This is a genomic window from Candidatus Nitrospira nitrificans, from assembly GCF_001458775.1.
GTDB lineage: Bacteria > Nitrospirota > Nitrospiria > Nitrospirales > Nitrospiraceae > Nitrospira_D > Nitrospira_D nitrificans.
In genome coordinates this window covers 1-26801 of record NZ_CZPZ01000020.1, presented here as the reverse complement: position 1 = coordinate 26801, position 26801 = coordinate 1, and the positions used below count along the sequence as shown (strand labels likewise).

Genomic DNA, 26801 nt, shown 5'->3' with positions numbered 1-26801 from the left:
AGATGCTCTTTGAAAAAATGGGCCTCACCGGGTCGGATCGGCGGACGATCCTGATTATCGGTGGCGCCGGCGGCGTTGGGTCACAAGCGATTCAGCTGCTCAAGTTGAAAACCCCCATGACGGTGATTGCCACAGCGTCACGACCGGAGAGCAAACAATGGGTCGGCGATCTTGGCGCTGACCACGTGGTCTCCCATCAGACGTTTGTGGCTGATATACGAGCACTGGGGATGAAGTTTGTGGACTTCATTTTTAGCACGACCCATTCGGGTGAGCATTGGTCGAAGATGGCAGACATTATTGCTCCATTCGGGGAAGTCGGGATGATCGATGATGCAGATGGGTTGGATCTCTCCCTGTTCAAGTCGAAATCGGTGAGCCTGCATTGGGAACTCATGTTCACGAAGTCGAGTTTCGACTATCGTGCCGCTTCTCAGGGGGAAATCCTCAAGGAGGTGAAGAGCTTGATTGAATCCGGCAAGATGCGTACGACGGCCAACCGTGTGTTGACTGGACTGACGGTCGAGAATCTCCGCGCCGGCCATACGATGCTGGAACAGCATGCCAACGTAGGAAAGGTCGTCGTCCAGCTATGAGTGTCATTCTGCTAGAAAAGAAGCAGTTGAAGATCGAAGGCGCGTTCTGTGAACCAGACGAGGGCGATGGCGATCACCGCTAGTGATCCGCCGGTGAGGACCAACCTTGGATATGACCAGGAACGGCGGATCAGGTAGGCCAGCGGCAAGAATGCGGCGACGATGGCGAGTTGGCCGATTTCCACCCCGAGGTTGAAGCTGAGCAGGCTCAGCAGTAATGAATCTTGAGGCAGCCCGAGATCCGTGAGCACGGCGGCGAATCCGAACCCATGGATAAGGCCGAATCCAAAGGCAATCATCCAACGACGACCCATCATCGTGGGATATAAATTGCCAAGTCCCGCAAGGACGACCGAGGCCGCGATGGTCGATTCCACCAGCCGAGATGGAAGTCGAACGATATCAAAAGCCGCGAGGCTCAACGTCAGCGAATGCGCTACGGTAAAGGCCGTGACGATGCCGACGACGTTCCACCAGACCGACGAGAAATCCGTAACCGCTTGCCATCGACCCTCGACTTGGATCAAAACCGCGGGGAGCAAGAGGGCAAGCAAGAACAGGACATGGTCGAACCCCATCCAGATGTGCCAAATCCCCTCGTGAATGAATTGCATGCTCTCGGCCCAGCGTGACCGCTCGGTGATCGAGAATTCATGAGTCGGCGATTCGCGGCTAAAAACGGCGGCGCTGGTTTGTCCGCCTTGGGTCAGACGCAAGAGCCCCTTATGTTGCGCATCCATATCGAACAGGAGTCGGTAGTTCACCGCGAGCCGTTCAATCGGATCGCCGCAATCGGCGCGAAAATGCAGGACCGCATAGGCTCCATCCGTGTGATGGTCGATAAGTTGCTCCAGCGCCTGAGTCATGCAGACCTGTTTGTCGGCCGATAGGGCAAGGCGAGAGAGCGAATAGGCCCTGATTTCGTCATGCTTGTTCCGAACCTCTCCCCAGGTGAGTTGGCCGTTTCCATCACTGTCCAATCCGATGGCATCGTCGAGGTCGCGCAAAGCGATGTCCCATCGCCCTTCGATGTGATGATTCTGAACAGACAGTGAGAGGTAGCTGTCGCTGGGCTTATGGGCCCAAGCCGGAAGAGTGGGCAGAAGCCAGGCGATGACGAGCAGGATGCTCAAGAAGGTCGTCGCCGTTCTCGCATAGCTCAGTGACTCGACATACCGAGGCGTATGCCCCACCTCTTCGCTCGCAGCGGCCTTGCCTGCGGAGAGGCGCATCTTGGCCCTCGGCTTCGCCGCGCCGGGCGTCGACGCAGCCGCGAGGCGAGCGAAGCGGGCGCACCGGCGATGGTCGGATGAGAACAGCGGCCTTTTTGAGCATCCTGAAGTCATGTTGGTCTTCGCACGAACGCCGAATCTTTTCGCGGCTGTGAGAATGTGGTCGCTTGAATCTGTTTCGCGAGTTGTTGCAAGTGAAAGTCTTCCACGCGGTTACTCTTCATCCAATCAAGCACCGGTTGGGCTGCCGAATGGTTTCCGACCGCGAGCGCGCTTTCAAGGAGAATCCTGGCGTCCGCCGGTTCTCGCTGTACGTTCCAATTGGCCTGGGCCAGCGGCAACGCCCGGTTGGCATCATGCAGTAACGCCAATGTGAAACGCGCTTCTTCCCGGACATGTGCCGTCGTTCCTCGCTCACGAGCGGCAGCGAAGCGGGCCGCGAGTTCTGATGCATGGTTTTGGAACCAGGGCAACCCCAGTGCCTGTTCCGCTAGGGCCAGGCGCAAGAGTAAGCCATCGGTTCTCGTCTGGTGTTGAACAAGGAAGACGACGTCTTGATAACGGCCTTGATCCAGCAAGAAATCCGCATAGGCGCTCAGCAAGTATTGGTCCTTAATGCCGACCTTGAAGGCATCAGCGAAATAATTCTCAGCCTCTTGGATGGCCCCGGTGCGGGCGGCTGTTTCAGCTAGGATTGTCGCAATCCAGATTTTCTCGCGACCGATGAGGCCCGGATCTAAAAGTACTGGCCGGAGGAATTCCAAGCTTTTCGTTGATTGACCTGTTATTCCAGCGATATCGCCCAGGCATCCGAGAAACACACGAGAGGCAACCAACCTTGTGAGTCGCTGGCATGCTCGTCGCGCATCGTCGTAACGTGCCTGTACCTGTAGGATCGATGCCTTGATAAGCCATGCTTGGGCGTTGGTCGGTTGTAGAGCCAATACCTGGTCGAGATCGGCCAGAGCCTGGTCGAATTCATGGGCATTCTGCCTGATCGTTGCGCGCAAGAGGAGCGTGGCAGGCGGAGGTGTCGGCTCGTGCCACCAAGGAGTAAGGATTGCCTGTGCCTGTCCAAGGAAACGAGGATCGCCTTCCGATCGACCTTGTTCGATATAGCGAGTAGCGAGTTTTACAGCGGATTCAAGATGGCGAGGATTTCGTCGCAGGTCGTTGCGCAAGACTTCGAATTCGCGCGCAACGGGATCGGATGCTTTGAAGCTGAGCCGTTCGAGAATCTGTGTATCATCCGTCGGGCGGTAAGGCTCGGACGACGCGATGCTGACCTGGCTCAGTGTGAACCAACCAAGGACGGTAACCATCATGAGAGATCGAGTCATTGGACTACTCGCGTGAATAGGTGATGGGAATGCGCATGGCGACCTGCTGCAGGTCCAATGGGCGGTCCAGCAGCATCGGGAAGGCTTGCTGCACGAGTGCCATCGCTTCCTGATCGATATGATCCAGGCCTGAACTCTTCACCACCACGGAGTCCAGTAAGATTCCTTCCCTTGAGACCACGGCCTTGACCGTGACTCTGAGGGGGCGTGAGTCATCGAGTGATGGGCGAGAAGATCGCTTGAGTTCCTCCAGCCTCCGGAAGATCGCCTGCTGGAGCCAGCCGTAGTCGGGCCGTATCGCGGACACAGCGGCAAGTTCTGATGCTGTCATCTGTGCCGGCGATGGCTGGGTGGCGTCAGTAGGTGGAGCATTTTCCTTGGGTGGAGCGGCGGCAGCGGCTGTTTCCGGTTGTGGTGGTGCTGGTGTCGTCGAGCCAATCGGTGGTTCAGTCTGTTGTCGTGGAGGTTCAGTTGTCTGGTCCAGAGTAGAGGGCAATTCATCTGATATCGAGGTTGTGGCTACCTCGCTCGGTAATGTGACCGGCGCTTCGGCCGTTGGAGTGCGTGAGGTGATGCGTTCAGCCGATGGGGCTGCATGACGAATCGTGCGGTTGACGTGAGAAACAGTGGATGTGCGAACTGATTGCTTCGGTACGGTCGATTGAGGGACATCGGCGGTTTGAATCGACTCGGAAGATGTTGGTGTCGATCGCACGAGCGTAACGTCCCAGTGAAACAGTTTATTGTGGGCAGTGATCACGGACTGCCGGAATAACGGGAGCAAGGTGAAAAACAAAAGTCCGTGGAGCACGAATGAGACGAACCAACCATGCAGGAATCGTATTCTCAATCCCTGTGTTGTCGTCTCCTGGTTCATGTCCGTACCCTCCAACGGCGCGGGTGCCGCACACCAATGCGGCACCCGGTTGGCGATCGTTACTGTGGTTCTCGTGGGTCGATGTGGCGACGATCACGGCCATCGAACGGCGTAGGAAGGAATGGAAACTCCTTCGCGATACCGTTGGCCGTCTTGTTACTGCCGACTGACCCGACGTTGAAATTGACCCCGTCGCCGAGGTTCGGCACGGAGGGATTCGTCAGGATCCCGGCGACGACGCGCAGGGCCACGTCCGTGACATCGTCGTTTGGACGACGTCCGTTCGGCCAGCCGGCTCTATCCGGTGTCGCATTGCCGCTGGGATCATGGGCCAAAGGACCGAGCCGCTTTTGACCGGCAGCCTGAGTCGGTGGGACGTCCAAGTCGACTCGAATGAAATCGGCGAGTGCTTCGTTGGTCTTGCCGGAGCCGCAGACCGCCGGGCCCGGCGCATACCGGAGTAAGGCGTTCACGAGATCTTCGCGATTCGCCGTCGGGAAGCCGGTACCGAAGACCGTATTGAGCGCTGTTGCGAGCGCCGAGTTGCAATAGAACGAGACAAAATCATTCTCGTCTTCCGCATCCGTGGCATTCCACTTGTCCTTCATGTTCGTCGGGATCACCAGCTCATTGACGAGCGGGTTGCCCATGCGTGCCACCTGGACGAAGCGAGTGCTGTTGTCACGGTCGCCGTTTTTCTTGATGACGCTGACTTTGGGCCGGCTCGTACTGGCATAGGCGCCGAGCACCTTATTCCCGTTTGGGCCGAGGAGCTCGCTGATGGGAATTTCCAACGCAATGGTGTTCACGTTGAAACCGCTGAACGTATCGGCGGTTCCGGCGCCGGGCGCTCCGACGATGATCGCATCGTTGGCATCGTCGGCATTGGAAAGAATCGGCGAGATGTGCAGGTTCAATGTATCGAATGTTCCCCCTAAATCGATGTAGAACGTCTCATCTCGTTGACCGGCGAACACGCGCCCTCCATTCTTCAGGGGGTAGATCCATTTTTCAGCGAGGTCTTCGTATCTCGGCATCGTTCGTGGGCCGACATTCGAGGGGACGGCATGCATGCCGCCGGTTCCGAGATCTCTGGGGCGCTGACCGTATCGGATTTCCGTGACGGTGTAACTCTGTCTGAGGAGCAGTCCTTCCGATCCACCGCCGGTGAGGGCCGTGATCGGCGGCAAGGCGACATAGGATAAGGGGAACACATTGCCCGGCTGGCGGATCTCGGTCTTGAACCGGACTTGATAGACGATGTTCGCCGCGATGTTGTTTTTGTTGTTGTCGATATGAATTTCGTAGAGCACGTCGTCGGCAAAATTAAAGTAATTGGGACCGGATCCCGGCTCCTGACTCGGAATCACGTTCATGACCAGGATGGCTTTGTCAGGATCCTGCCAGCTCCGGAAAAAATAAAAATCGGTGATATCGGCCGCTGGGTCATTGGCGATCAACGGAGCTTCGCGATGGCTGGCCGCATAGACCGGCGCTGCCGTGAGCACCGCCAGTAGCGTCACTATGAATGGTCGAATTTGAGCGAACATGGAGTCCTCCTTCTGAATTGATCCGCCTTGCGAGCGGGTTGCGTTACAGATCCGTCCTAGGAGCCGGATCGGGTTCCGAGTCAGCCTGGCTTACCAGTGTGAGTTCTTCCGACGTCAGCGCATCCGATTCCGGCGCGCGCTGATCATCCGCTGAAGCCGTCGGGCCGTTCGGCGTGATGATGGGCACGTTATCGTTCCCGCCGCATCCGGACATGAGTCCGACGGCGCAAACGACTCCCAGAGGCCAAACAATGGATGATTTCATGGTTCCGTTCTCCTCCTCATGGTGAAATGCCGCTGTTGTCAACCTGTCTGTGTGTTCGGCGCCTGCAGGCGGTCTGCTCATCACTACGAGCGGATTGCTGATTCGGATGTGTTTGCGAGGCAGGCCTCTGCTTGCCGGGCTATTTTCGCGGTGCTATAGTCCGATCTCCATCAAGGGCTCACATAAATCTCGCAATCAGCAATCCGATCTTCCCTTTCCTCTCGTACAGCGTTATGGGGGAAGACTCCATGTCAGTCATGTCATCGGAAACAGCCAAGCAAGCTCAAGACCAAGAATGGGCGCAATTGATCGCCCTCACGGCGCAGGGTGATCAGGCCGCGCTTGCGACGTTTTACGACCGCACCAGCCCCCAGGTATTCGGGCTGGTCTATAAGATTCTCAATAATCGTGAATCCGCCGAAGAAGTCACTATGGACGTCTACGCCCAAGTGTGGCGGCAGGCCCATGCCTACGATCGAACCCGAGGCGCGCCGGGCGCCTGGCTGATGACCTTGGCCCGCACGAGGGCGATCGACCGATTTCGCGCGGGAGCAGCCGAACATGGCCGGATCGAATCGTTGGATGCCGCGCACTTGTTTGCCAGCGAGGAGGACACGCCGGAACAGGAAGTCGAAGGGCAAGAGCGCCGGAGGTTCGTGCAGCAGGCCTTGGCGGCGCTGACTGCGGAACAGCGGCAAGCCATTGCGCTGGCTTATTTCTATGGGTTGAGTCAGAGCGAAATCGCCGAGCAACTGCGGGTGCCCCTGGGGACCGTGAAGACGAGAATTCGATTGGGGATGATCAAATTGCGCGAAGCGCTCGCGCCCTATGAGACAGGATTAGTGTCGTGACAGAGACCAAGCTGCCGGAAGAATTGGAAGAGCAGGCGATGCTCTATGCCCTGGGAATCTTGGATGAGGACGATCGTCCTGTCTTCATGGCGAGCCTCCAAGGAGAGGCGCATCCCTTGCGCCAAGCGACAAGGGCTTATCAAGCGACCACGGAGGTCTTGGCTGAGGCCGTGGCTCCGATCACGCCTCCTTCGGCTCTTCGGGAACGGCTCGTCAAGCAAGTCGCCTTGGAGGCTGCTCGGGAAGCCGAGCAGTTTGAGTTAGCCGCCGATACCCTGGCCTTAGGGGTTGTCCCTCTAACGCCTCGGGCTTCTGTGCGGGAACGGCTCCTGTCGCGAATCGAGGGGCAATCGGATATCCGACTTGAAAACGAACAATCGGTGCGCGGCCTAAGTGAAACGCCTGTCCTCGTGAATGATGCGGGAAGGACTCAAAGCGAGAGACCCCTTTCCCGAGAGGGTGGCGCTCTCTCCTCGTGGCTGCGGTCTTGCCGGGCGGCCGTGTCAAACTTCCTGCGGGTTCTTGCGATCCGTTCCGTGACGTCCGAGCGGCTCAGATATTGGAAGGCCAAGATGACGCTTCAACAGCCAACGAAGGGACTCACCTTCATCAAGGCGACCGAAGGAGTTTGGCGAGAGATCGCGCCGGGAGTGACGGCCAAGTTGTTGGCCTTCGATCCGGTTTCTCGCAGAACCACCGCCCTCTTACGTTTTGCATCAGGCACCCGTTATGCGCCGCATCGCCACACCGAGGTGGAAGAACTCTATGTGCTTGAGGGCGGTTGCAGTATCGCCGGCCGTGAGATGACGGTCGGGGACTATCATCGCGCCGAAGCCGGCACGGAACACTATGACACTTCGACCGACGACGGGTGTGTGCTGCTCGCGATTTCCTCTCCCCAGAACGAATTGCTTCCATAGGTATTCCTCGGGCGCAGGTTTTCACACGCCCGTGAATCCAACCGCAACAGAGTTTCCGTAGAACATTCAGAATCTCGAATCGCGGATTGATTTCCCTGGCGCCATGGTGTTACTAAAATAAGAGTCGTGCCACTACAAGAGGGAAGAAGACGATGAAAAAGCTGGTGCGGTTCGGTGTCTCGCTCGACCATCATCTCTTGAATGCCTTCGATCGCCATATCGAACGACGCAAGTACACCAACCGATCTGAAGCGTTGCGCGATCTCATCCGCAACAATCTGGTCGGCCAAGAATGGGATGAGAACAAGGAAACGGTCGGCACCATCACGTTCGTGTACGACCATCATGTGCGGGATCTGACGAGCAAGTTGACGGACATTCAGCATGACTACCATGGTCAGATCCTCTCCGGCATGCATGTGCATCTCGATCATGACTATTGCTTGGAAGTCCTGGTGGTGAAAGGCAAAGGATCCGACATTCGAAAAGTAGCTGATGCGTTAGTGAGCGTGAAAGGAGTGAAACACGGGAAGTTGACCATGACGACGACCGGAAAGGGCCTGGACTAACCGTGCGGGTCTGTGTGATCGACGGCCGCGGCGGTGGACTGGGTTCCCGTCTGGTGTCGGGATTGAGAGGGGCCTTGAATTGCGACTGCCAAATCCTGGCGTTGGGAACCAACCTCGCGGCCGCTGAAGCGATGCGGGACGCAGGGGCCGAACAGGTTGCGTGGGGAATCGAGGCGATCGCAAAGGTATTGCCGACCGTTGATGTCATTGTGACCTCGTTGAACTTGGTATTGCCTGGGGCCCTGTTGGGTGAAGTCACTCCCGAGATTGTTGGAACGATTCTTGAGGCGAAGGCCAAGAAGGTGCTGTTGCCGCTGAATCGAGCCCGGGTAGAAATCGTGGGGACCGAAGGCCGAACGATGGATAGGTTGATTGACGAGTGCCTCGTACGAGTCCGCGTTGTCGTACAAGCAACCTGCCACGCATAACAGTCTTCCCTTCGTTCTGAGTTGCGAGACCACGAGGGTCTGTGCCGACCGACGAGCTGGTTGTGTCCAGATCACCGTGGGTGTCTCATCTGCCCACGTGTATATGTGAGGTAGATGAATATGCGATGGGTTCGTCTCCTCCTGACCGTCATCCTGAGCGCAGCCTCCATATCGTTCGCATGGGCTCACGACCCGGATGAGCCTGAGCTGGAAGTGCCGGAAGTTTCCGTCGTCGCGGAACGACCGGTGGCGGCCTCTTCGCAACAGTTCATCCCCGACAAGGAAGTCGTGTTGCAGCCTCAGGGGAGACCTGCCCAAGTGCTGCGGCTCATCCCGGGGTTCGTCGCCGTGGAACATTCGGGCGGAGCCGGAAAAGCCGACCAATACTTTCTGCGCGGCTTTGATGCCGACCACGGGACCGATGTGGCGTTTCTATTCGACGGAATGCCGATCAACCTGCGCACCCATGCGCACGGACAGGGCTATACCGACCTCAACTTCATCATTCCAGAGACCATCGCCGGACTCGACGTGTACAAAGGCACGTACCTCCCAGAGTTCGGAGACTTCGCCACGGCGGGCGTGGTGAATTTCAAAACGCGCGATGTCGTGAAGGAAGGTATCATCCAAGGAGCAGGCGGGGAGTATCACGCGCAACGCTATCTCCTCATGTTTTCGCCGACGAAGGATCGGGTGCGGACATTGATCGCGGCGGAAGGCTATTATTCGAACGGCCCCTATATCAACGACAATCAATACCATCGCGCCAATGTATTCGGGAAACTGACCACGAACTTGACCGGGCGGGACGAACTCAGCTTGCAAGCCACCTTTCTGCAGTCCAGATGGGACGGCTCCGGCGAGATTCCGTTCAGAGCCGTCAGCACCGGGGTACTCGATCGCTTTGGGTCGATCGATCCGACGGAGGGGGGTAACACGCTTCGGACGACCGGCCAACTGAATTATCACTACGACACGACGAGCAACGGCCAGTTCTTTGCCAATGCCTACGGCCAATATTATCGGTTGGACCTGTTCACGAATTTTACGTATTTCCTCAGGGACCCCTCCAACGGCGACGGCTTTGCCCAGTTCGATCGCCGCGCTATTTACGGCGGGGACATCGGCTACAAGCAGCGCGCAGAGTTCTTAGGTGTCCCCATCGTCGGGACGGTGGGATTTCAGGTCAGAGCGGATGATATCAACCTCAGGTTGGGGACACAAAGGATCAGGATTCCAACCGGAACAACCGTCGACAGCAAAGTCTTTCAAGCCTCCTACTCGCCGTTCTTCAAAGCGGAAGCACAGCCGTTCCCCTGGATGAGGCTCGTCGGAGGTGTGCGGAGCGAGTTTTTTACCTTCGATGTCGGCAACCGCTGTCCCACCTGTCCGGAGCAACCGTCCGGCAAGGCCGCCTCCAGCATCGTCCTCCCCAAAATCAGCATGATTGTTGGCCCGTGGGCCAGGACGGAACTCTTCTTAAACTATGGCGAAGGATTTCACAGCAACGACGCGCGGTCGGCCGTGACGCTCGGCTCTTCTCCGCTGGCTCGCGGCAGAAACTATGAGATCGGCCTCCGGTCCAAGCCCTGGGGACCTGAGGGGCTCGAATTGATCGCCACAGCCTGGCGGCTCGATTTGCAGTCCGAACTCGTCTTTGTAGGCGACGAGGGGACGACTGAGATCCGTGGGGGCAGCAGACGGCAAGGCTTTGAAATAGCCGCGCGCGGCAAAGTGTGGGGTCCCCTCTACGTCAACGGCAGCTTTACCTGGACGCACGCGGAGTTCCGCAACGGCGACGCCATTCCGCTGGCGCCTGAATATACGGCCTATGGCGCGGCCATCTTACAGTGGCCTGAAGGGCTCACCTCTCAATTGCAAGCGACGTATCTCGGCGTTCGGCCGCTCATCGAAGATCGGAGCATCAAGTCGCCTTCATGGATTACCTTCGATCTCTCGGAACGCTACCGCATACCGGTCAAATTGCCGCACGGGCGTTTGGAAGCATTTCTCTTCATTCAAAACTTGTTCAACACGAAGTGGGAGCAGGCGATTTTTGCGTTCGAATCGCGCCTGCGAACTGAGCCGGCTGGAGTGACGGACATCCACTTTGTACCGGGGAATCCTCGGACAGTCATGGGAGGGTTGGCCTGGTATTTTTGAGCCGTGAATGGTTGAGGTGAATGGTCAATGGTTAATGATGATGAATGGGCCGATGAGGATTGAAAAGTCTTCCTCCGACATTTACCATTCACCATCAACCATTGGCATTCGTCATTCATCATCAACCATTTTCCATTCAGTATCATCATGTCGACGATCCTCGCTCGCGCGTTCTTTACCCGCCCCACGCTGACCGTGGCTCGATCTCTGGTCGGCAAGTATTTGGTGCGCGAGAATGGAAAAGAGGAGATTGCCGGAAAAATCATCGAAGTTGAAGCCTATGTCGGTTGCGAAGACAAAGCCTGTCATGCCTCGAAAGGAAGGACCGCGCGAACGGAGGTCTTGTTCGGCCCTCCGGGAATATCCTACGTCTACCTGATCTACGGCATGTACCACATGTTGAACGTGGTCACGGAGCGGACGGAGTTTCCCGCCGCCGTGCTGATTCGGGCGATTGAAGTCGACGGCGAATTGATCGACGGCCCTGGAAAGCTCTGCCGCGAGCTGGGCATCGATCGGTCATTACATCGACTCGACATGACACAGGGGCAATCCCTCTGGTTTGAAGATCGAGGAGCGAGAGTTTCCGGAAAGCAGGTCGGCACATTTCCGAGAATCGGCGTGGACTATGCGGCGGAGTGGGCCAAAAAACCCTGGCGGTTTAGATTGGTTGATCGCGGGCATAGGGCGCAAGGTGGCCAGACAGGAATCATGATCCAGTGAGCCAATAAAAAGGGGAATCCCGGTTTGCCCGGAATTCCCCTTGTCTACGTGCTACATCTGCAATCAGTCGATTTTGCGATCGCCGGTGATTTTAGTCGCGGAGGTCACCGGCGGAGCGATTGTGATCTGAGGCCCCTCCACATTCGGCAACCGGCCGGCGCCCTGGCCCTCGGTAATTCTGGCATTGTCCGTTTTCGTCAGTTTCTGTTCCGCATTTTTGACCGAGTCTGCGGATTTCAGCAACGAGGAGGCGCCGTACGCATCTGCTTGGCCTGGATCGTTTGCGGTCGGCTGGCCGTTCACGGGGCTGCCGGAGTTCTTCATCGGATAGCCGTCATGTTTGGGAAGCAGCGCCGGGTTGGCCGATGCCATGGACATCCCAAATAGAACTGCGGAGACTGTTGCGATTGCAGCGATAGCGAGTTTCATACCCATTCTCCCTTTGAGCTATGACAATGGATAAACATCAGTCGGCGTACTCAATTCGGATGACTCTCTCCGAGGCGTGAATCATAGCGACGGAGGGTGGTTCTGTCAAACGGGCGCGACATGACGGCCGTTGCCCACATCCCATCCTGTCGGGATGAGCCGCGAGCGATGCGAGAGAGAACAGGACGCACGCATCAGCTCGGTCGACGCGGGGGACGGCGACCACGCCCACGGTGCCGAAATGTCGGTCCGCGGCTGACGCCAGGTAGACGGATGGTGACGGTCGTGCCCTCGCCGACGGCGCTCCCGATCGCAATGGCCCCGCCGTGTTCTTCAATGATTTTCTTGACGCTGGGGAGACCGAGGCCGATGCCTGAGCTCTTGGTGGTGAAAAATGGCTCAAACACTTTGTCGACGATTTCAGCGGGAATCGGGACCCCGTCGTTCTTGATGAGAATCTGAACCTCGAACCCTCGTCCGGCGCGATGTTGTGAGACCTGGATATGGAGATGGCCGCCGGGAGACATGGCCTCGCACGCGTTGCGGAAAATGCTCAAGAATGTCTGTTGAAGCTTGGCTTCATCGCCGCGCACCGGCGCAATGATATTGGCGTAGTCCTTGGTGACTTGGATACGGGTTGCTTCCAGATCGGTTCCGACCACCACGAGGGCGCTTTCGAGCACTTCCGGAATGCGGCAGAGATGGCGATTCAGTTCGAGCGGTTTGGCGAAGTCGAGGATCTCATTGAGAATCGCCTCGATTCGGATCAAATCGCGCATGGCATTCTCAACCCGTGTCTGGGGATCGAAGTCGAGGATCCCTTCACCGGTCACTTCTTCGAGTTGTGAGCGAATGGACGCGAGCGGCTCGCGAATTTCCGTCGCCAAGAATGCGCTGAACTCTCCGATCGCGGCCTGGCGTTCTTGCTTTCGAATGATGGGCTCGGACGGGACGGCCACGGCCGGCTGGGAGCCCGGTGTTCCGTCGAGGTCGGTCGTCGGAGCCGGAACGGCAGCCTGCGGCGCCGGTGCCTGCAAGAGCTCCGCGAGTTTGAGAATGATGGGTTCCAGCGTACGCGCATCGGTGGTCTGATACCGTTGTGGATCTTTCGACCCCAGCGTGAACGTTCCGCCGACTTGGCCTTTCACGAAGAAAGGAATGACGAGCGACGATTGAAACCGGTCCTTGAAGAGATGTTTGTGGTCGAGAAAGCGACCTTGGGTGGAGGCCAGATCGTGATCCACGCGGGGCTTACGATGGCGGACGGCCCATCCCGCGGCTGAGCTGTCGAGCGTCAAGCGTTGACCGGGCTTTAAATCTTTCTTGGCATCTTTGGGATCGAGTTTCACATCGCCGGCGGCCCCCAATACCTCGACATTTCCGGCCAGCGGATCGTAGTAGCAAGCCCAGGCGCGGTCATAGGCCACATATTCATGAGCTTCGGTCAACACCGCCTCGATCTTTTCTTGAAGCGCGGGTGAAAAGTGTTTGATCATCGGCGGGAACAGGTCCGCTCCGGTCGGCTGAGGAGGGCCTGGTTCCTGGGTGACGTAGGAACGACTCAACACCGCGCTGGTGTTAAAGAGTCCTTCGCGGTCCAGCGCCTTGGTCATGCCGTCGCACAGCTGCTCCAGCTGGGATTTATCTTTCTTGGAGAAGGCGGCGCTCTCCTTCCGTCCGATGACCAGGCATCCGTAAACGTTATTGAGGTGGCGAAGCGGAATGACCAGCAGGGATTTCGCCCCGGGGGTGATCAATCGCAGGCGGATGGCGCGCCCACCGTCGGGATCTTGGGTCGTCTGGGTCAAGGCCGCAGCGCGCTGGGTCGAGAGAGTGCGGAGAATGGCTTGGACGTCTCTCGGCGTGAATCCGCGCGACGCATGCTCGACGAGCGGGCCGTTTTCCTGATGAAAGATGGCCGCCAACGCGGCATCCGTGCCGATATCGTTCAAGGCGGCGTTCAACGTCCGTTGAAGATGCGTTTCCGGAGCCGGTTTGGTTTGAGCAAGTGCCGTGGTCATACGTTCAAGTCCGAGCGGACGCATTGTAGCCTGAACGTTGATGAATAGCTACTCTCTCGGAACGAGGGCGCCTTGCCGGTCAATCTCGCGGCATTTTGTCGGGATCGAGTTCAACCAGCCGCAGTCGGCCATTGGCAATATGGTCGGTTTTATAGATCCGGTCGCCGATCTGGATCGTTCCGATCAAAAGATTGCCGGTGATCACAAAAGTGAAGTCGCCTTCTACGGGAGGCTTGAAGGTTCCACGAATGACAGCGGTGTCGTTGATGCGGGAGATCGTGGAGGTGACGTCCAGTTCGGGGTTGGCATTGTCGAAGAGCTCGACGGTGATTCTGGGAAGGGGCCTCGCTCCCGCATCCTTGAGAAGCTGGAGAAGTGGGAGGTCGAGTGTGATCTCTCGCTCGCGGAGCATCCACGGCTTTCGCGGCGCCGGTGGTTGACCGGCGGAGGGAGGTGCCGGAGTGGAGTGCCACAAGCCCTTTGGCGCCGGTGGCTCATCAGCCCATGCCATCTGGCCGACAATGATTCCCAGCGCTACGGCGAGAAGAATATGGCTGAATCGGTAACGCACAGCATCGTCCTTCCGGGCCAGGCTTCAGAAGCCTCTCATTATATCGAACGTGACATCTCGGCGCGATCATGACAGGGGAAGGGCCGGCAGCCAGCCCTTCCCCCTGTTTCTTCGGTTAAGGGAACGTCGCACGAGATTTTTCGCGAGCTGTTTGGTAAGAGTTTTAGTGAGCCTTTCCACGGGAATCATCGTCTGAAACCTTGTCTCCATCGTCGTCGGACTCCTCGCCGTCATCATTGAGCACACCTGTGTTTGGCTTTGCACGGGCGGCGGTTGGGGGTCCTGTTCGCCAGGCGGCAATGACGTGACGGACTTCGTTCATCGAGCGGGCATTGTCCGCGGAATTCGTCGGGTTGATCCGGTGATCGATCCCGGCCGGCCGGCCGTTGATCAAGATCGTCGGGTTTGAGAAATACTTCACGCGTGGGCAGGAGACAGTGGGGCAGGCGTAGGCCATGATCGTTCGGAATTTTCCGATGGGGTCCCGATAGCCATACGAGTAGGGAAACACCCCGGTCCCGCCGCTCGCGCGATCGTGCGCATCGCCCATATTGTGCCCCAGTTCATGCGTGAGCGTGTTATTCGCCACGCAATCGCGATCCGTCACGCTGAATGCGTAACCGGCGAAACTTGCGCGTGGGCCGTTCGCCATGACATAGGCGATCCCGCAATAGGCCCCGCCGTTGTCCACGATCAATGCAACCAGATCCGCTTTGTATTGATTCCGCAGTTGATGAACCTGATCCATGAAGCCGTCGGTCGTGCCGCGCAAACGGGAGAGATCAGTGCTGATGTCGCCCGTTTCCGCATACGCGACCTCGGCGGCGCGGACCAGCCGAAGTTGCATCGCGATCCGGCTGTTGCTGTAAGCTTGATTGGCCAAATCGACGCCCATTGCAATCAGCGCATTCATGGCGGCCTGGCCGCCCTGCTTCGCTCGTGCCGTGGGGGTGTAAACGACCAACAGGTCGACGGCGGTGTTCGTCGTCGCTGCCGCTGCAGTCGAACGGGCATCAGGCTGCGGGAGGTCTGGCTCCGGAGCGAGCGGTTCCGCGGGAGTTCCATCGTCGGGCACCACGAGTGGATGGTGATCCGGCCGCATGGCGTCTTCGTCGATTTCGACGAGACGATGCCGATGGTCCTCGGTCGGCTCGATTTTGTAGAGACGCTGGCCCGAGACAATCGTGCCGACCATCTTTGTCCCGCGCACCGCCAATGTGACGTCGCTGTCCTGATCTCCGCGCAACCGTCCACGCCACACCGTCGCCTTATTGCGATGCACTTCCGGCTCGTCAAGCTCCAGCGCGCGCGTTCCGGCGTCAAAGAGGTCCAGCGTGATATCAGGTTTGGCCTCTTTACGAACGTGCTTCATGGCCCCCAATGCATCGGGATTAAGACCCATGGTGCGGTGTCGACGCACCCATCGCTTCGACATCTCAGGCGACGGAAAGGCTTGGGCGATCGCAGGGGGAATGTCGCTTGAGGTTTCCACAAAGAGCGGCAGCTGGGACGGCGTCGATGCGCCCATGCCGGCGGCCGGTACGCCGAGCGCAGCAACGCACAGGCACAGGGCCATCGTGCGTGAATGAACGAGCGAGAGGCGAGGTGTCGTACGGTCTCTTGGTGACTGTCGAATCGGCAAAGTCAGCTCCATGTAACTCTCCTTCGGCTAGATAAGGTGACAGGGCTCATCGGAGCAAGGGGTATGCCTCATCATGGGATGACACGTTTTCATGGCAAAGGGTCAAGATCGTCTTCAATATCAAACGATTTGGATATACGACATATTATGTTCGGAGACAGGTAGGAATGAAAATTGTGTGGAGGCTGTAAATATGAAGGTCGCGACCTACGCGGAAAGCCGCATCGCGCGTTCTTGGAGTGCGGAGGCCTCAATCCGGATTGATAATTTTTGGAGGGCGCCGCGGTTCGTCGGGGACTTCGGGTAGAGGGCGCCGGTCGACGGTCCAGCTGTTGAGGATGGTCGTGACAAGACTGATGACCAGCGCGCCGCCGACGGAAGACCAGAACCCGGACACCGTGAACCCCTTCACAAGAAACGCCGTCAGTTCCAGCAGCAGCGCGTTCAGCACCACGAGAAAGAGACCGAGAGTGAAGACGATCAGCGGGAGAGTCAGCAGGAACAGAATAGGACGGAGAATCACATTCAGGACGGTAAGGACCAAGACCGCAGCAATACCGGCTGTCAGGCTGTCGGCCTCCAGGCCAGGGACGATCGAGATCGCCAAAAACACCGCAATGCCGGTGATGAGGATGCGCAGGAGCGCGTGGCGCACCCCGCCATGGAACGGCGATTCATGGACGGCTCGAGCAAAGCGAATGGTCGGCATCGGTTATTGCGGGAGCGGAGCGCTCCTGATCGGTGAATAGTGCACGATGGTCGCCGTCACTTTCTTATGCTTGTCCTCTTTCGAGGCCTCAATGATGACACGGTCTCCCACGGCGGGCGGGCCGATCGATTTCGGGTTGTTCTTGTTTTTGTATTTCACCTGCTTGTTGAGCAGGACCGACACGACCGGCCCTCTGGCTGTTTTGACTTCAATATGTTTCTCATCGATTGCCGCCACGATGCCGAGCACGTGCAGCAACTCCGGACCCGTGGCCGAGGCCACGGGGGACAGCCACAGGAAGAATGCGAGGAGAATCACGCCCGCCGCGATGAGTCGAGTGTCGTTCATTGCCATGATGACGCCTGGCGAGGATCAGTCGGAGTTGGATCTGGAGCGGCAACCCGGGATTGCGCGACGCTATCCAATCCACATGACTTCCATCGTAATCGTCTCACTATACAAATTCTTCACGGTGAATGCCACCTCGCCATTAGGTGGGGTGCAATCGCTGAAAACCCGAGAGGCGAGCGATCAGCAGAGCAAGGACAGGGAGGTGCATGAGCAGGCCGCTCATGCCCATGAACGATTCTCCGATCCAGAAGGTCATGCCGAGGTTGAAGGCCAAGACTCCATAATACAGCCCGATTCCCAGCAAGAGCCGCTGTGTGAGGAACCGGGACGGCGAAAGAGGAGGAAGGCGCCGGTCCAGCGAGAAATAGATAGTCAGCGAAATCAGTCCGACCACCGCCCAGCCGACATAGTTCGCGAATGGGACACCGAAATGCCGGCCCGGGTCGGGGTAATAGTAGATTTTCCCCAAGAACCAACGATCGCCGCGCAGAGCGACCGGATCGATGACCATATCGATAAAGGCGAAGAGGAACGCGGCGAGTGCATAGACCCCCCGACTCGTACGCGCGCTTAGATCGAAGGTCAACTGCCGTAGAGGAAAGCGGGCGTGTGTCGGCGATGATGCAAAGGGCAGCAGCAACCCGAGCGCGACACAGTAGGCGGCGAAAAGCAGGAAGCTGAACGAAATGGAATCCATGAACGGCACCTCGAAAAAGTACAGTTCCTGGCCGACCGTCGAACCATTGTAGAAATACCAGCCGAACGGAATCCCGGTGCGCGTGGACGAGAACTCACAGACGAACGCCGTGATCCAGCTGATCAGCCAGAAGCGCCAGGTTCGCGGCCAGCCGATCAGTTTGACGGCGGAGAAGAGAAATGCGGCAAGGAAAAGAAAAACATAGGGACGGAAGAGAATGGTGTTGAGGAAAAGGAGAAAAATGTCCATGAAATTATGGCGGATGGTTGATGTCGCATGGTAGACGAGCGGAGGGGTCTGCCATCAGCCATTACCCATCACCCATGCATTTCCCAGTTCATGCATACTTGTGGTCGCGAAACCACCGCACCGCTTTCTCCAGCGCGATTTCCGGAGGATTCTGTGGCAAGCCGAGCTCTCGAATCGCCTTGCTGCAATCGTAGTGCATCTTATACTTGGCCATCTTCACGCCCTCCAGCGGGATGCGTGGAGGGCGGCCCGTGAAGTCGGCGAGCCAGTGATTGAGATAGGCCAGGGGTAACACGGCGCTCCTCGGTAATTTGACGGCCGGCGCTTTGATGCCGGTCAGCGTACTCAGAATCTCGAACACCTCTCGAAGCAATAAGTTGTGAGAGCCCAGAATATACCGCTCGCCCTGGCAGCCTTTCTCCATGGCCAGCAGATGGCCGGTGGCGACATCATCGACATCGATGATGTTCATCCCGGTTTCAATATAGGCCGGCATTCGCCCCTTCATGAAATCGACGATAACCTGCCCGGTCGGCGTCGGCTTCACATCGCTCTCGCCGACCGGCGCGCTGGGATTCACAATGACGACCGGTAATCCTTCTTTGGCCAGCTTGTGTACTTCTTGCTCGGCCAAGTACTTCGAACGTTTATAGTGGCCGGCCATTTGGTCGAGCGATACCGGAGTCTCTTCCGTTCCGAGTCCCCCGCCAGGCGGCAAACCAATCGCGCCGATCGTGCTGCAGTAAACCGTGCGCTCCACCCCGATGTCGCGCGCGGCTTCCAGCAGATTTCTGGTGCCGGTGACGTTGATGTCGTAGAAGATCGAGGGATCTTTGGCCCAGAGGGCGTAATGAGCGGCGACATGGTAGAGGTGGCGGCAGCCGGCGAGGGCTTTGCGCAATGAGACGGGGTCTCGTAAATCGCCTGCGACTCGTTCAACGGAGAGGCCTTCCAGATTCCGGAGATCGGAATCCGGTCGCGCCAACACACGGGCTTCGACGCCGGCCCGCACGAGCGCCCGTGCCACCGCCGCTCCGACAAATCCGGTGGCGCCTGTGACGAGGGCTTTCATGATGAAGACGTGAAGCGTGAAGCGTGAAGCGTGAAGCGCGTGATATGAGGGTGATCGCTCGATCGTATGGGTTTGCGTTTCACGAACGACGTTAGTTCTTGCGGTTTGTGATATACCGCGCGATCTCACGCAGAGGATCGGCGGAAGGACCGAACGATGACAAGCGGTTGATGGCGCGGGTGATACAGTCGCCGGCCAGTTTCTTGGCCCCATCCACGCCGTAAAACGTCGGGTAGGTTTTCTTTCCGCGCTCGGCGTCGGTGTTGGGATTCTTCCCCAGCTCTTCTCTGGTGCCGGTCACGTTCAGCACGTCATCGGCAATCTGAAATGCCAGCCCGATGTCTTCGGCATAGCCGGTCATGTCGTCAAGCTGCCGGTCGTTCGCTCCGGCGGCGATGGCACCCATGCGGACCGCGGCGCGGATGAGCATGCCGGTCTTGTGCTTGTGAATGTTCTGAAGAGTCGGAAGATCGATATCCTTGTTTTCTGCCTGGATGTCGAACACCTGACCTCCCACCATGCCCATGTTGCCGGAGCCAAAGGCCAATTCTTGAATGATGCGGACTTGCCGCACCGGATCGGTGCCCTTCATGAGATCCGGTCGGCTGACCAGGTCGAAGGCCATGGTGAGCAGGGCATCGCCGGCGAGGATCGCCATCGCCTCGCCATATACTTTATGGTTCGTCGGCTTTCCACGGCGAAAATCGTCGTTATCCATAGAGGGCAAGTCATCGTGGATCAGCGAATAGGTATGGATCAGCTCCAACGAGCAGGCGACTGCCAGAAGGCCGGGCGGTGTCTGGTCCAACGCTTCAGCCGCGGCGATCGTGAGAATGGGCCGCACCCGCTTCCCACCGGCCAGCAGGCTGTAGCGCAGGCTCTCATGCAACGTCGTCGGCGGCACAGCTGCCGGCGGGGCGACACAATCAAGAAACCGATCGACCTCGATGCGTTTTTGCTCCAAATAGTCCGCAATGTTCATGAACACTCGCTTGTTGGAGTATGAAAGCATGATTCGCGCGGAGAGTAACAAACGATTAGGGATGAGTCAAACGGGAGAGTGGGAGAGGGAACTCGTGAAGACTGTCGTGATGGGCCAGGACTGGAATTCCTTGATGCCGTTGAATCGGCTTTCAGCGACATCCTCGGGTCTGGTGTATCTTGAAAGGCCGGTTTTGACGCTATCTCCTACACCAGTTTCCTTATGGCCTGATCTACGCCGTGAGCAGGGCAAACCATTTGTGGCGGTTGTGATGCATCTGAAGCGAAAACCGGGCTATTGGGTTTCATGCGGCAGGGCCAAGTAGAGCTTTCCCTTCGCTTGTGTTTCCGCCGGTTGCCCCGCTATACTCCTATTCTTATGAGTATTCGAAAAGGTGGCGGGGAATGGGAGCCGATGATGCTTGGGGTTGAGGCCCGCCTGTGCCGAGTGTGCCAAGAAGACCTGTATCGGAACAAAACGATGCTCCGTGGGGGCTGGTCTCGATGCACGGTCTGTGACGAGTTTGTCCATTACAGTTGTCTTGCCAGTGGGAAGATTTCTTTTCTGAAAGCACGGCCACGGGTGTGCAAAACCTGTCGTTCGATCCAGGAGGGGATTGTCGTTCCTGCTCCGACGAAGGCTGGCGCTCCTCTGGCTGCCATGCCCTGACTTCCGTTCTTCAACCTGCTCTGCGCACAGGCGCCCGGAGTGACATAGCACGTTTGAGAAGTCCCGGATATTTCACAGGGAGCCGGCGGGCTTATTCAACAGCCTGCTAGACGATCATGACGCAGGTCATCCGTAGCGGGGCATTTCTACAACAGTGTTGGTCTGTCCACCCTCTGTGTGTGACCGCTAAGCGAATGACCGATGAGAACGCGTTGGTTCTCACCTGCAGTTCATGCAAGTCGGCTCATTATCTGACGGTCGCCACGGTCACGTCCCAAGCATCCTCAGCACAACATCCGGCGGGAGACGGCATTTCACGAGACGAGCCGCCGGGCGAAGAGTTCCTCAAGGCTTGCGTGTCGACTCATCATGCCTCGTTGACGCTCCGTGAGATGGATGTCTTTCAAGATTTGGTGCGGCTGCGCTGTGCCGACTGCCGACGGCAGTACGAACTGACGGTCACGGCGTTTGAAACACGCCATAAGTAGCCATCACAGGGGCGTTCACAAACGTGCCGCGCCTTATTCGTCGCCTCATGGAACTTCGCTGGGGACTTGTTCGGCGAAGGCGCGTCTCGGCCCTCGGCTTCGCCGCGCCGGGCGTCGACACAGGCGCGAGGCGTGCGAAGCGGGCGCGCTGGGGCTGGGCGGGCGAGACGGTCAGCTTTTTCATCATCCTCGTGAATTAACTGCGTGCTATGACTCCCAGTCTTATGCTGTTCACCGACGATGAGACGACGCTCCTGGCCGACGCGCACTTCTTTCGGAAAAAGGCCGCGATCTCGGCAAAAATACGAGCCATGCTTGAGGCCACGCATGGCGCCTTGCAGAATGAGCTGGCAGGTCTGTCGCTCGTCGCCCCTCCTGATTTCAATCCACACCTCCATCAGCTGGTCAAAGGCGAGCATCTGGAGGATTTTCCCTATCAATACCTGGATTATCCCAAACACTTCTCCGGCGCGAACACGTTTACGTTCCGTACGCTGGTCTGGTGGGGGCACCATGTGGCTTGCGCGCTCTTGCTTGAAGGCTCGGAGATCGGGCGATACAAGCGTCAGCTGCTCGGCCGATTTCATCAGCTCGCGGGAAAAGGCCTGGAACTTTCTCTGGCCCCGTCGTTATGGGAGTGGAAATGCGGGGAGGGCTATACGTTGCCGATCACCCATGACCGGAAGGCCCAGATTGCCGCCGTGCTGGCTGAACGGTCGTTTCTGAAGGTCGTTCGCTGCATGCCTTTGGGAGATCCTCGAGTACGGGAGGGTGGTTTGGCTCAGATGGCGTGCGAAACCTTTCGGTCACTGTTCCCCCTCGTCATCCCGTAACTTTTTTATCCTAATTGTCTCTGGCCCCAAACTTGGGTAGACTGGGCCGCCACTCTTTTTGACCTTTGACCGGGAGGAGCCTGTGAAGCAATCGTCATTGCGCGTTTTGGGCTGTGCCATCATGATGGCGACCATGCTGGCCGGCTGTAGGGGAACAGGAGAGGTGCGCTATCTGGATTTGCGGGAGAAGCCACCGATGGTGCAGGTGACCGACATCGAGCCGGTCAAAATCGCCATCGAACCGTTTGACGATCGACGGGGAGACAAGAGCCGGGTGGGAACGCGCTCGCATCTCTGGGGCGGCACCACGCAGTTCGATGTGTTGGGTGATCGGCCTGCGGGCGCGATCACGCAGCGACTCGCCGATCGCCTCAGAACCCGCGGGTGGCGGGATCGGGTATGGAATGTGCGCGTGGCTCCGGCCGGATCTGCCGCCGAGGCCGATATTGTCATCAGCGGACAGGTGCAGGATTTTTCCGCGACCGTGAAGAGCCGCGTCTTTTCCACCGTCATCGATACCACCAGCCGGTTTACGATTCAGGCCAGGAATCTCGTCGATCGAAGCACGACCATCCGCACGATTGAAGGGGGTCGAAGTCGAACGGTGTTCTGGTTCAATGAAGACGACGTGCGCGAACAACTGGCGGCGACCTTGAAAGACGGACTGGATCGGCTGATCGTCGATACGACGATCGACAACAAGGCGTTACGCCCGGCCCGTCGGCTCCTGCAAGAGTGAGCCTGTGCTACCCAGTCGGAAGAGGCGTTGATTGTCTGAGGGTTGCCGGTCACCTCAATCTGTCTTCAAGGATCCCTCACAGTGCGTGAGCGACGGTGGGAATCGACGACGTCCTTGAGCTTCGGTCAGGCGCTTGCCGTCGGGGAGCGACTCGCCGCGCTCGGGCTCAAGCCGGTTTCGCCTGCCAGCGACGTGATCTGCTATGTGGAAGAATGGACGGTCGGGTCGTCCGACGACTTCGATCAGCTGGATCCCTGGGCCACGGAAGACGTCACGCTCGTCCATGTACGAGAAGGGTGGCGCGGCGATTTCTTTCTGCTCTCGGGGGCCTATCACACGGTCTATCAGCGCCATCAAGATATCGGCACGTATTGCTCCATCAGCCATCCATGGCGCATTCGAGAGGTCCTACAGCTGCATGACCCACGGGCCATGTTGTGGATTGGGTTTCGGCATGCCCATTCCTTCATCCGGGTTCGTCTTCAGACTCACGCGGTTATCACGCCCGGCGAAACTCGTGGCGATGTCGATCGGACCAGCTGGCTGGACGAGCGGCGAGCGGCCTTCCTCGACGCGATCACCGTCCTGGACCTGCCGATTGAGACACACGTGGAGAAGAACGTCGTGGTCCTCCGACCTTCCGATACGTCCATTCCGTTCTTCTGCTCATGGCCCGACGCGTTCGGTCCTTGCCAGTTCGAGTACAACACGTCCGACGCGTTTGAATTCCTGGTGCCGGCCAGCAAGCTCGCCGAGACGTTCAATCCGGAACCGGCCGGAGTTCGCGCCTATCTCACGGGATTTTCAGAAGCCGCGTTGGCGGAATTCCAGGGGATCGAGCCGGGGGCGCGACTGGCCTATCGCTGTTCCGTCCATTGCCCGTTGGATGATTTGCCTGAGGTGCAAAATGCGATTCGACCGCATGGCCTCCTGTACGCCACGCTCTGTGAATTTCAGACGAAGGTGGTATTGCCTGACGGCGAGGATGCCTCGGCCATCATCGGCATCGTCGGAGTCGACGGACAGTTCAAGATCGAAGCGCGTCTCAATCACGCTCCGCTCCGCGAAGATGCGATGGCCCCGTGGTTGGAACGGCTGATCGGTCATCCCGTCGTGTATGCCCCGTTACCGGCGTTCGTTTGACAGGATGCTGAAAAAGTCCTCCAGCTTCGTTCTCGGCTCGAAACAATCCTCAACGTACCCCCCCCCGACGTAATATGGACGCCGCGCGATTCACTATTTCATTGAACAATCGAACGAAATTTCGCACAGAGGCGACATGAGCCCGCTCACGAAGATCCAATCCGCGCTCGCAAAGCCGTTCATGCCGGTTGTGTTCTTTCTTTCGGGTGTCACCTACGACACCGTGACTCTCACGCGCATCGACCGGTTACAAGATAACCTGATTCTGATGCTGTATCTTGCCCTACTTGGCGCCTTGATCGTCTTGACGGGGCGATTGGGAATCGAGCCTCCCCCCGATCGAGAACAATTGGCGTCGCTTTCCCCGTTCACTCGCAGGGTAATCGAGAGCCGCCCCTACTACCCCATGGCGAGTCAGTTTCTGCTGGGCGGCCTCTTCAGCGCCTACACGATTTTCTATTCGCGAAGCGCCTCGTTCACCGGCACGGCGGTATTCTTCAGCCTGCTGATCGCGCTCTTGGTGGCCAACGAGTTTTTACGCGACCGCCTGTCGAATCTCCGCCTGTTGGTCGGTCTGTACGGAGTGGTCAGTTTCGCCTTTTTCACGTTCTTTTTGCCCGTGATAACGGGCTACATGAACGCGGTGGTCTTCTTGATCGGAGCGGGGGTCAGCGTGGCGGTGACCTTGCGGATCGTTCAGCTCATCTATCGCGATAATCCCGACCGGTCGAGACGCGAAGCGATCGGGGTGACCGTCCCGACCGTTGCCTTCATCGCGCTCCTAGTAGGCTTCTACTTTCTGAATTGGATCCCGCCGGTTCCTTTGTCGTTGAAGTTCGGCGGGATGTATCACGAGATCACGCGAACGGGCGACCAGTTTGAACTGTCGTTTGAGAAACGGTGGTATCAGGTCTGGAAACGCTCGGATACGACCTATCCATCGAACACGCCGATCTATTGTTTTACCGCGGTCTTTGCGCCGATCGATCTCCATACCACGATCTATCACCACTGGTACTACCGTCCGAACGACAACCGGCCTTTCACCCATGCGGACAAAATCCCGCTGAAGATCTCAGGCGGACGCGAAGGCGGCTATCGGGCGTACAGTTTCAAGCAGGGTCTGGACCCCGGCCACTGGCGTGTGGATGTGGAAGCGGAAGACGGGCGCATCATTGGACGGGTGTCGGTAATCGTTGAAGGCCGACCTGAAGCCGATCCGACGCTGGCGACTGTGTCGTATTAATCTCCTGATCACCAAACGATTGAGTGGCCTCACGGTACTTGATGAGGCGGGAGAGACTTGCTGGCTACGGAGATTTGGTTGCGGGCGGCGCCGGAAGCGAGTACAGTGCGGGCCAATGAACCAGCGAACTCTTCCCCCTTGCCCCTCCAGCCCCAATTGCGTCTCGACTCAGGCGGCCGATGAGAGCCACGCGATCGCGCCGTTTCCGTACAAGAAGTCTCGCGCGGAAGCCAAAGAGGCGTTGAAAGCGGTGTGCGCAACATTGCCTCGAACCAAGCTCGTCGATGAGGACGAGACATACCTTCATTACGAGTTCACCAGCCTGCTGCTCCGATTCGTCGATGATGTGGAGTTCCTCTTCGATGACGCCACAAAGACGGTTCACTTCCGTTCGGCTTCCCGCACGGGCTACAGCGATTTCGGTGTCAACCGACAGCGAATGGAGCAGCTACGGGCGTTGGTGGAAGGGAAACTCTGAGCATTTCGGTAATTGCTTTGGCCTGATCGTCCCTCTTGTTATGATGCCGGACATAGGGGGACCGGCAATGGGGTTCAAGCGTAAGCATTCGCGTGTCGATGTCGGACGTGTCGGCCGGTTGCAGCGCGGCTCGCTCTCGGCGCCGTGCAAGGTAGTCGACGTCAGCGAATCCGGCGTCCGTCTGGAAAGCCGTCTGTTCGTGAAGCGCGGCGATGTGCTCCAACTCGGGATTGAACTTGATGGAGGGAGATCCCTCACCTGCGAGTTGGAAGTCATTCACGTGCGTACCCCAAAGCTCGGCGCAAAAATTATCGCCATCAATCCTGAAGATCGAGAACGACTGACCCATCTTCTCAATGATCATGTCCAGAATAGTTTATCCCGCGGTTAGGGAGATGCCGAGGTTAACGCCTGGCGGGCCCCACTTGCCCTCTGTTCCTTCTCCACAAAATTAAGATGTGGCACGGTCGGCTTGTTGCTTCCCTTGAGATGCTGCGAGCTGCCGAGGATAGGGATCTCTCATCCCAGGTCGCTCCTTCGTCCAGACGGCTCCAGGAATGGAGCAGTCTAGTTATCCTCGTCTTCAGGGCGCAGGGTGTTCTTGACCGGAATAGATGGGGCCCGGAGGACGGACACGTGATCAGGTAGAAGAGCCGGCGAGTGCCAGGTGAGCGTCGCCGGTCTATTTGGGGTCGTAGGACTCACTCAAAACTAGGATCGCGACGATTCTATCTCCACGGGGAGTCGACCAGCGGCAAGCTGCTCTTAGCCACCCATTCACTCAGAGGCTTATGGCTTTGGTCCCAGCCGGCGCGTATGTTGAAAAATGCATTTGGGGCACGTGTAATGAATGAATTGGTTGCCCCCCACGAGCCGCTTCCGCATGAGCACCTTACACCACGTGCAGAGACGCTCAGGCAGCTCAATGCGAGGGATGTCCCGGACGAGATCTGGAGATGACGGCATAC

Annotated in this window: 28 protein-coding genes; 14 read left to right on the top strand and 14 right to left on the bottom strand. The window is 58.0% G+C overall.

Annotated features, from left to right (window positions below):
• On the top strand, nucleotides 1-596 hold a 596-nt coding region (locus tag COMA2_RS12260), incomplete at its 5' end, for a zinc-binding dehydrogenase (RefSeq protein WP_090898474.1).
• Between the two features lie 11 nt (nucleotides 597-607).
• Here the strand turns inward: COMA2_RS12260 and COMA2_RS12255 are convergent.
• The 5 genes from COMA2_RS12255 to COMA2_RS12235 form a co-directional block, all read right to left on the bottom strand.
• Nucleotides 608-1942 (bottom strand): HupE/UreJ family protein, encoded by a 1335-nt coding sequence (locus tag COMA2_RS12255; protein WP_217490727.1) that lies wholly within the window; start codon nucleotides 1940-1942, stop codon nucleotides 608-610.
• The gene (locus tag COMA2_RS12250; protein WP_090898468.1) at nucleotides 1939-3153 is read right to left on the bottom strand and encodes a tetratricopeptide repeat protein; all 1215 of its coding nucleotides are present in this window, start codon (nucleotides 3151-3153) and stop codon (nucleotides 1939-1941) included. The genes COMA2_RS12255 and COMA2_RS12250 overlap by 4 nt, the downstream gene beginning before the upstream one ends.
• Before the next feature lie 19 nt (nucleotides 3154-3172).
• The gene (locus tag COMA2_RS19825) at nucleotides 3173-3499 is read right to left on the bottom strand and encodes an energy transducer TonB (protein ID WP_139077327.1); all 327 of its coding nucleotides are present in this window, start codon (nucleotides 3497-3499) and stop codon (nucleotides 3173-3175) included.
• Between the two features lie 605 nt (nucleotides 3500-4104).
• Complete coding sequence (locus tag COMA2_RS12240) at nucleotides 4105-5595, bottom strand: DUF4331 domain-containing protein (protein WP_090898461.1); 1491 nt, start codon at nucleotides 5593-5595, stop codon at nucleotides 4105-4107.
• Nucleotides 5596-5638: 43 nt separating this feature from the next.
• Nucleotides 5639-5860, bottom strand: a complete 222-nt coding sequence (locus tag COMA2_RS12235) for a hypothetical protein (RefSeq protein WP_090898457.1) — start codon at nucleotides 5858-5860, stop codon at nucleotides 5639-5641.
• Nucleotides 5861-6108: 248 nt separating this feature from the next.
• Between COMA2_RS12235 and COMA2_RS12230 the strand changes: the two genes are divergently transcribed.
• The 6 genes from COMA2_RS12230 (at nucleotide 6109) to COMA2_RS12205 (ending at nucleotide 11514) form a co-directional block, all read left to right on the top strand.
• The gene (locus COMA2_RS12230) at nucleotides 6109-6711 is read left to right on the top strand and encodes a sigma-70 family RNA polymerase sigma factor (RefSeq protein ID WP_217490726.1); all 603 of its coding nucleotides are present in this window, start codon (nucleotides 6109-6111) and stop codon (nucleotides 6709-6711) included.
• Entirely contained in the window at nucleotides 6708-7631 is a 924-nt protein-coding gene (locus COMA2_RS19820) for a cupin domain-containing protein (RefSeq protein WP_139077325.1), read from the top strand. Before COMA2_RS12230 ends, COMA2_RS19820 begins: the two co-directional genes overlap by 4 nt.
• A gap of 152 nt (nucleotides 7632-7783) precedes the next feature.
• Nucleotides 7784-8200 (top strand): nickel-responsive transcriptional regulator NikR, encoded by a 417-nt coding sequence (nikR, locus tag COMA2_RS12220; RefSeq protein ID WP_090898454.1) that lies wholly within the window; start codon nucleotides 7784-7786, stop codon nucleotides 8198-8200.
• Between the two features lie 2 nt (nucleotides 8201-8202).
• Nucleotides 8203-8628 carry a DUF3842 family protein gene (locus tag COMA2_RS12215; protein WP_090898451.1) on the top strand — a complete coding sequence of 142 codons (426 nt, stop codon included), beginning with the start codon at nucleotides 8203-8205 and terminating at the stop codon, nucleotides 8626-8628.
• Between the two features lie 114 nt (nucleotides 8629-8742).
• Complete coding sequence (locus COMA2_RS12210; protein WP_245630997.1) at nucleotides 8743-10791, top strand: TonB-dependent receptor; 2049 nt, start codon at nucleotides 8743-8745, stop codon at nucleotides 10789-10791.
• 147 nt (nucleotides 10792-10938) lie between these two features.
• Complete coding sequence (locus COMA2_RS12205) at nucleotides 10939-11514, top strand: DNA-3-methyladenine glycosylase (protein WP_090898448.1); 576 nt, start codon at nucleotides 10939-10941, stop codon at nucleotides 11512-11514.
• A 63-nt stretch (nucleotides 11515-11577) separates the two neighbouring features.
• Here COMA2_RS12205 and COMA2_RS12200 read toward each other — a convergent pair whose 3' ends face one another.
• From COMA2_RS12200 to COMA2_RS12160, 9 genes are all read right to left on the bottom strand, one after another.
• Complete coding sequence (locus COMA2_RS12200; RefSeq protein ID WP_090898444.1) at nucleotides 11578-11943, bottom strand: hypothetical protein; 366 nt, start codon at nucleotides 11941-11943, stop codon at nucleotides 11578-11580.
• 194 nt (nucleotides 11944-12137) lie between these two features.
• Nucleotides 12138-13964: an ATP-binding protein gene (locus tag COMA2_RS12195; RefSeq protein ID WP_175304571.1), complete on the bottom strand. Its 1827-nt coding sequence runs from the start codon at nucleotides 13962-13964 to the stop codon at nucleotides 12138-12140.
• Nucleotides 13965-14043: 79 nt separating this feature from the next.
• Nucleotides 14044-14535 (bottom strand): hypothetical protein, encoded by a 492-nt coding sequence (locus tag COMA2_RS12190; protein ID WP_090898438.1) that lies wholly within the window; start codon nucleotides 14533-14535, stop codon nucleotides 14044-14046.
• Between the two features lie 163 nt (nucleotides 14536-14698).
• Nucleotides 14699-16189, bottom strand: a complete 1491-nt coding sequence (locus COMA2_RS12185; RefSeq protein WP_090898436.1) for a zinc-dependent metalloprotease — start codon at nucleotides 16187-16189, stop codon at nucleotides 14699-14701.
• Between the two features lie 238 nt (nucleotides 16190-16427).
• Nucleotides 16428-16886 (bottom strand): phage holin family protein, encoded by a 459-nt coding sequence (locus tag COMA2_RS12180; protein WP_090898434.1) that lies wholly within the window; start codon nucleotides 16884-16886, stop codon nucleotides 16428-16430.
• 3 nt (nucleotides 16887-16889) lie between these two features.
• A complete protein-coding gene (locus COMA2_RS12175) occupies nucleotides 16890-17240 on the bottom strand; it encodes a hypothetical protein (protein WP_139077323.1) in 351 nt (116 codons plus the stop codon).
• A 136-nt stretch (nucleotides 17241-17376) separates the two neighbouring features.
• Complete coding sequence (locus COMA2_RS12170) at nucleotides 17377-18183, bottom strand: carotenoid biosynthesis protein (protein ID WP_090898429.1); 807 nt, start codon at nucleotides 18181-18183, stop codon at nucleotides 17377-17379.
• 88 nt (nucleotides 18184-18271) lie between these two features.
• A complete protein-coding gene (gene hpnA / locus COMA2_RS12165) occupies nucleotides 18272-19255 on the bottom strand; it encodes a hopanoid-associated sugar epimerase (RefSeq protein ID WP_090898426.1) in 984 nt (327 codons plus the stop codon).
• A gap of 91 nt (nucleotides 19256-19346) precedes the next feature.
• On the bottom strand, nucleotides 19347-20237 hold the full coding sequence (locus COMA2_RS12160) for a polyprenyl synthetase family protein (protein WP_090898424.1): 891 nt from the start codon (nucleotides 20235-20237) through the stop codon (nucleotides 19347-19349).
• 863 nt (nucleotides 20238-21100) lie between these two features.
• Between COMA2_RS12160 and COMA2_RS12150 the strand changes: the two genes are divergently transcribed.
• The 7 genes from COMA2_RS12150 (at nucleotide 21101) to COMA2_RS20240 (ending at nucleotide 26224) form a co-directional block, all read left to right on the top strand.
• Nucleotides 21101-21394: a hypothetical protein gene (locus COMA2_RS12150; RefSeq protein WP_090898418.1), complete on the top strand. Its 294-nt coding sequence runs from the start codon at nucleotides 21101-21103 to the stop codon at nucleotides 21392-21394.
• Between the two features lie 209 nt (nucleotides 21395-21603).
• Nucleotides 21604-22227 (top strand): hypothetical protein, encoded by a 624-nt coding sequence (locus COMA2_RS12145; protein ID WP_139077319.1) that lies wholly within the window; start codon nucleotides 21604-21606, stop codon nucleotides 22225-22227.
• Nucleotides 22228-22309: 82 nt separating this feature from the next.
• Nucleotides 22310-22966 (top strand): YajG family lipoprotein, encoded by a 657-nt coding sequence (locus tag COMA2_RS12140; RefSeq protein WP_090898412.1) that lies wholly within the window; start codon nucleotides 22310-22312, stop codon nucleotides 22964-22966.
• An 81-nt stretch (nucleotides 22967-23047) separates the two neighbouring features.
• Nucleotides 23048-24109: a hypothetical protein gene (locus tag COMA2_RS12135; RefSeq protein WP_090898409.1), complete on the top strand. Its 1062-nt coding sequence runs from the start codon at nucleotides 23048-23050 to the stop codon at nucleotides 24107-24109.
• Nucleotides 24110-24245: 136 nt separating this feature from the next.
• Entirely contained in the window at nucleotides 24246-25355 is a 1110-nt protein-coding gene (locus COMA2_RS12130) for a DUF2914 domain-containing protein (protein WP_090898406.1), read from the top strand.
• A 115-nt stretch (nucleotides 25356-25470) separates the two neighbouring features.
• Nucleotides 25471-25833 (top strand): DUF1499 domain-containing protein, encoded by a 363-nt coding sequence (locus COMA2_RS12125; protein WP_090898402.1) that lies wholly within the window; start codon nucleotides 25471-25473, stop codon nucleotides 25831-25833.
• A gap of 67 nt (nucleotides 25834-25900) precedes the next feature.
• Complete coding sequence (locus tag COMA2_RS20240) at nucleotides 25901-26224, top strand: PilZ domain-containing protein (protein WP_175304570.1); 324 nt, start codon at nucleotides 25901-25903, stop codon at nucleotides 26222-26224.
• Nucleotides 26225-26801: the final 577 nt, after the last annotated feature.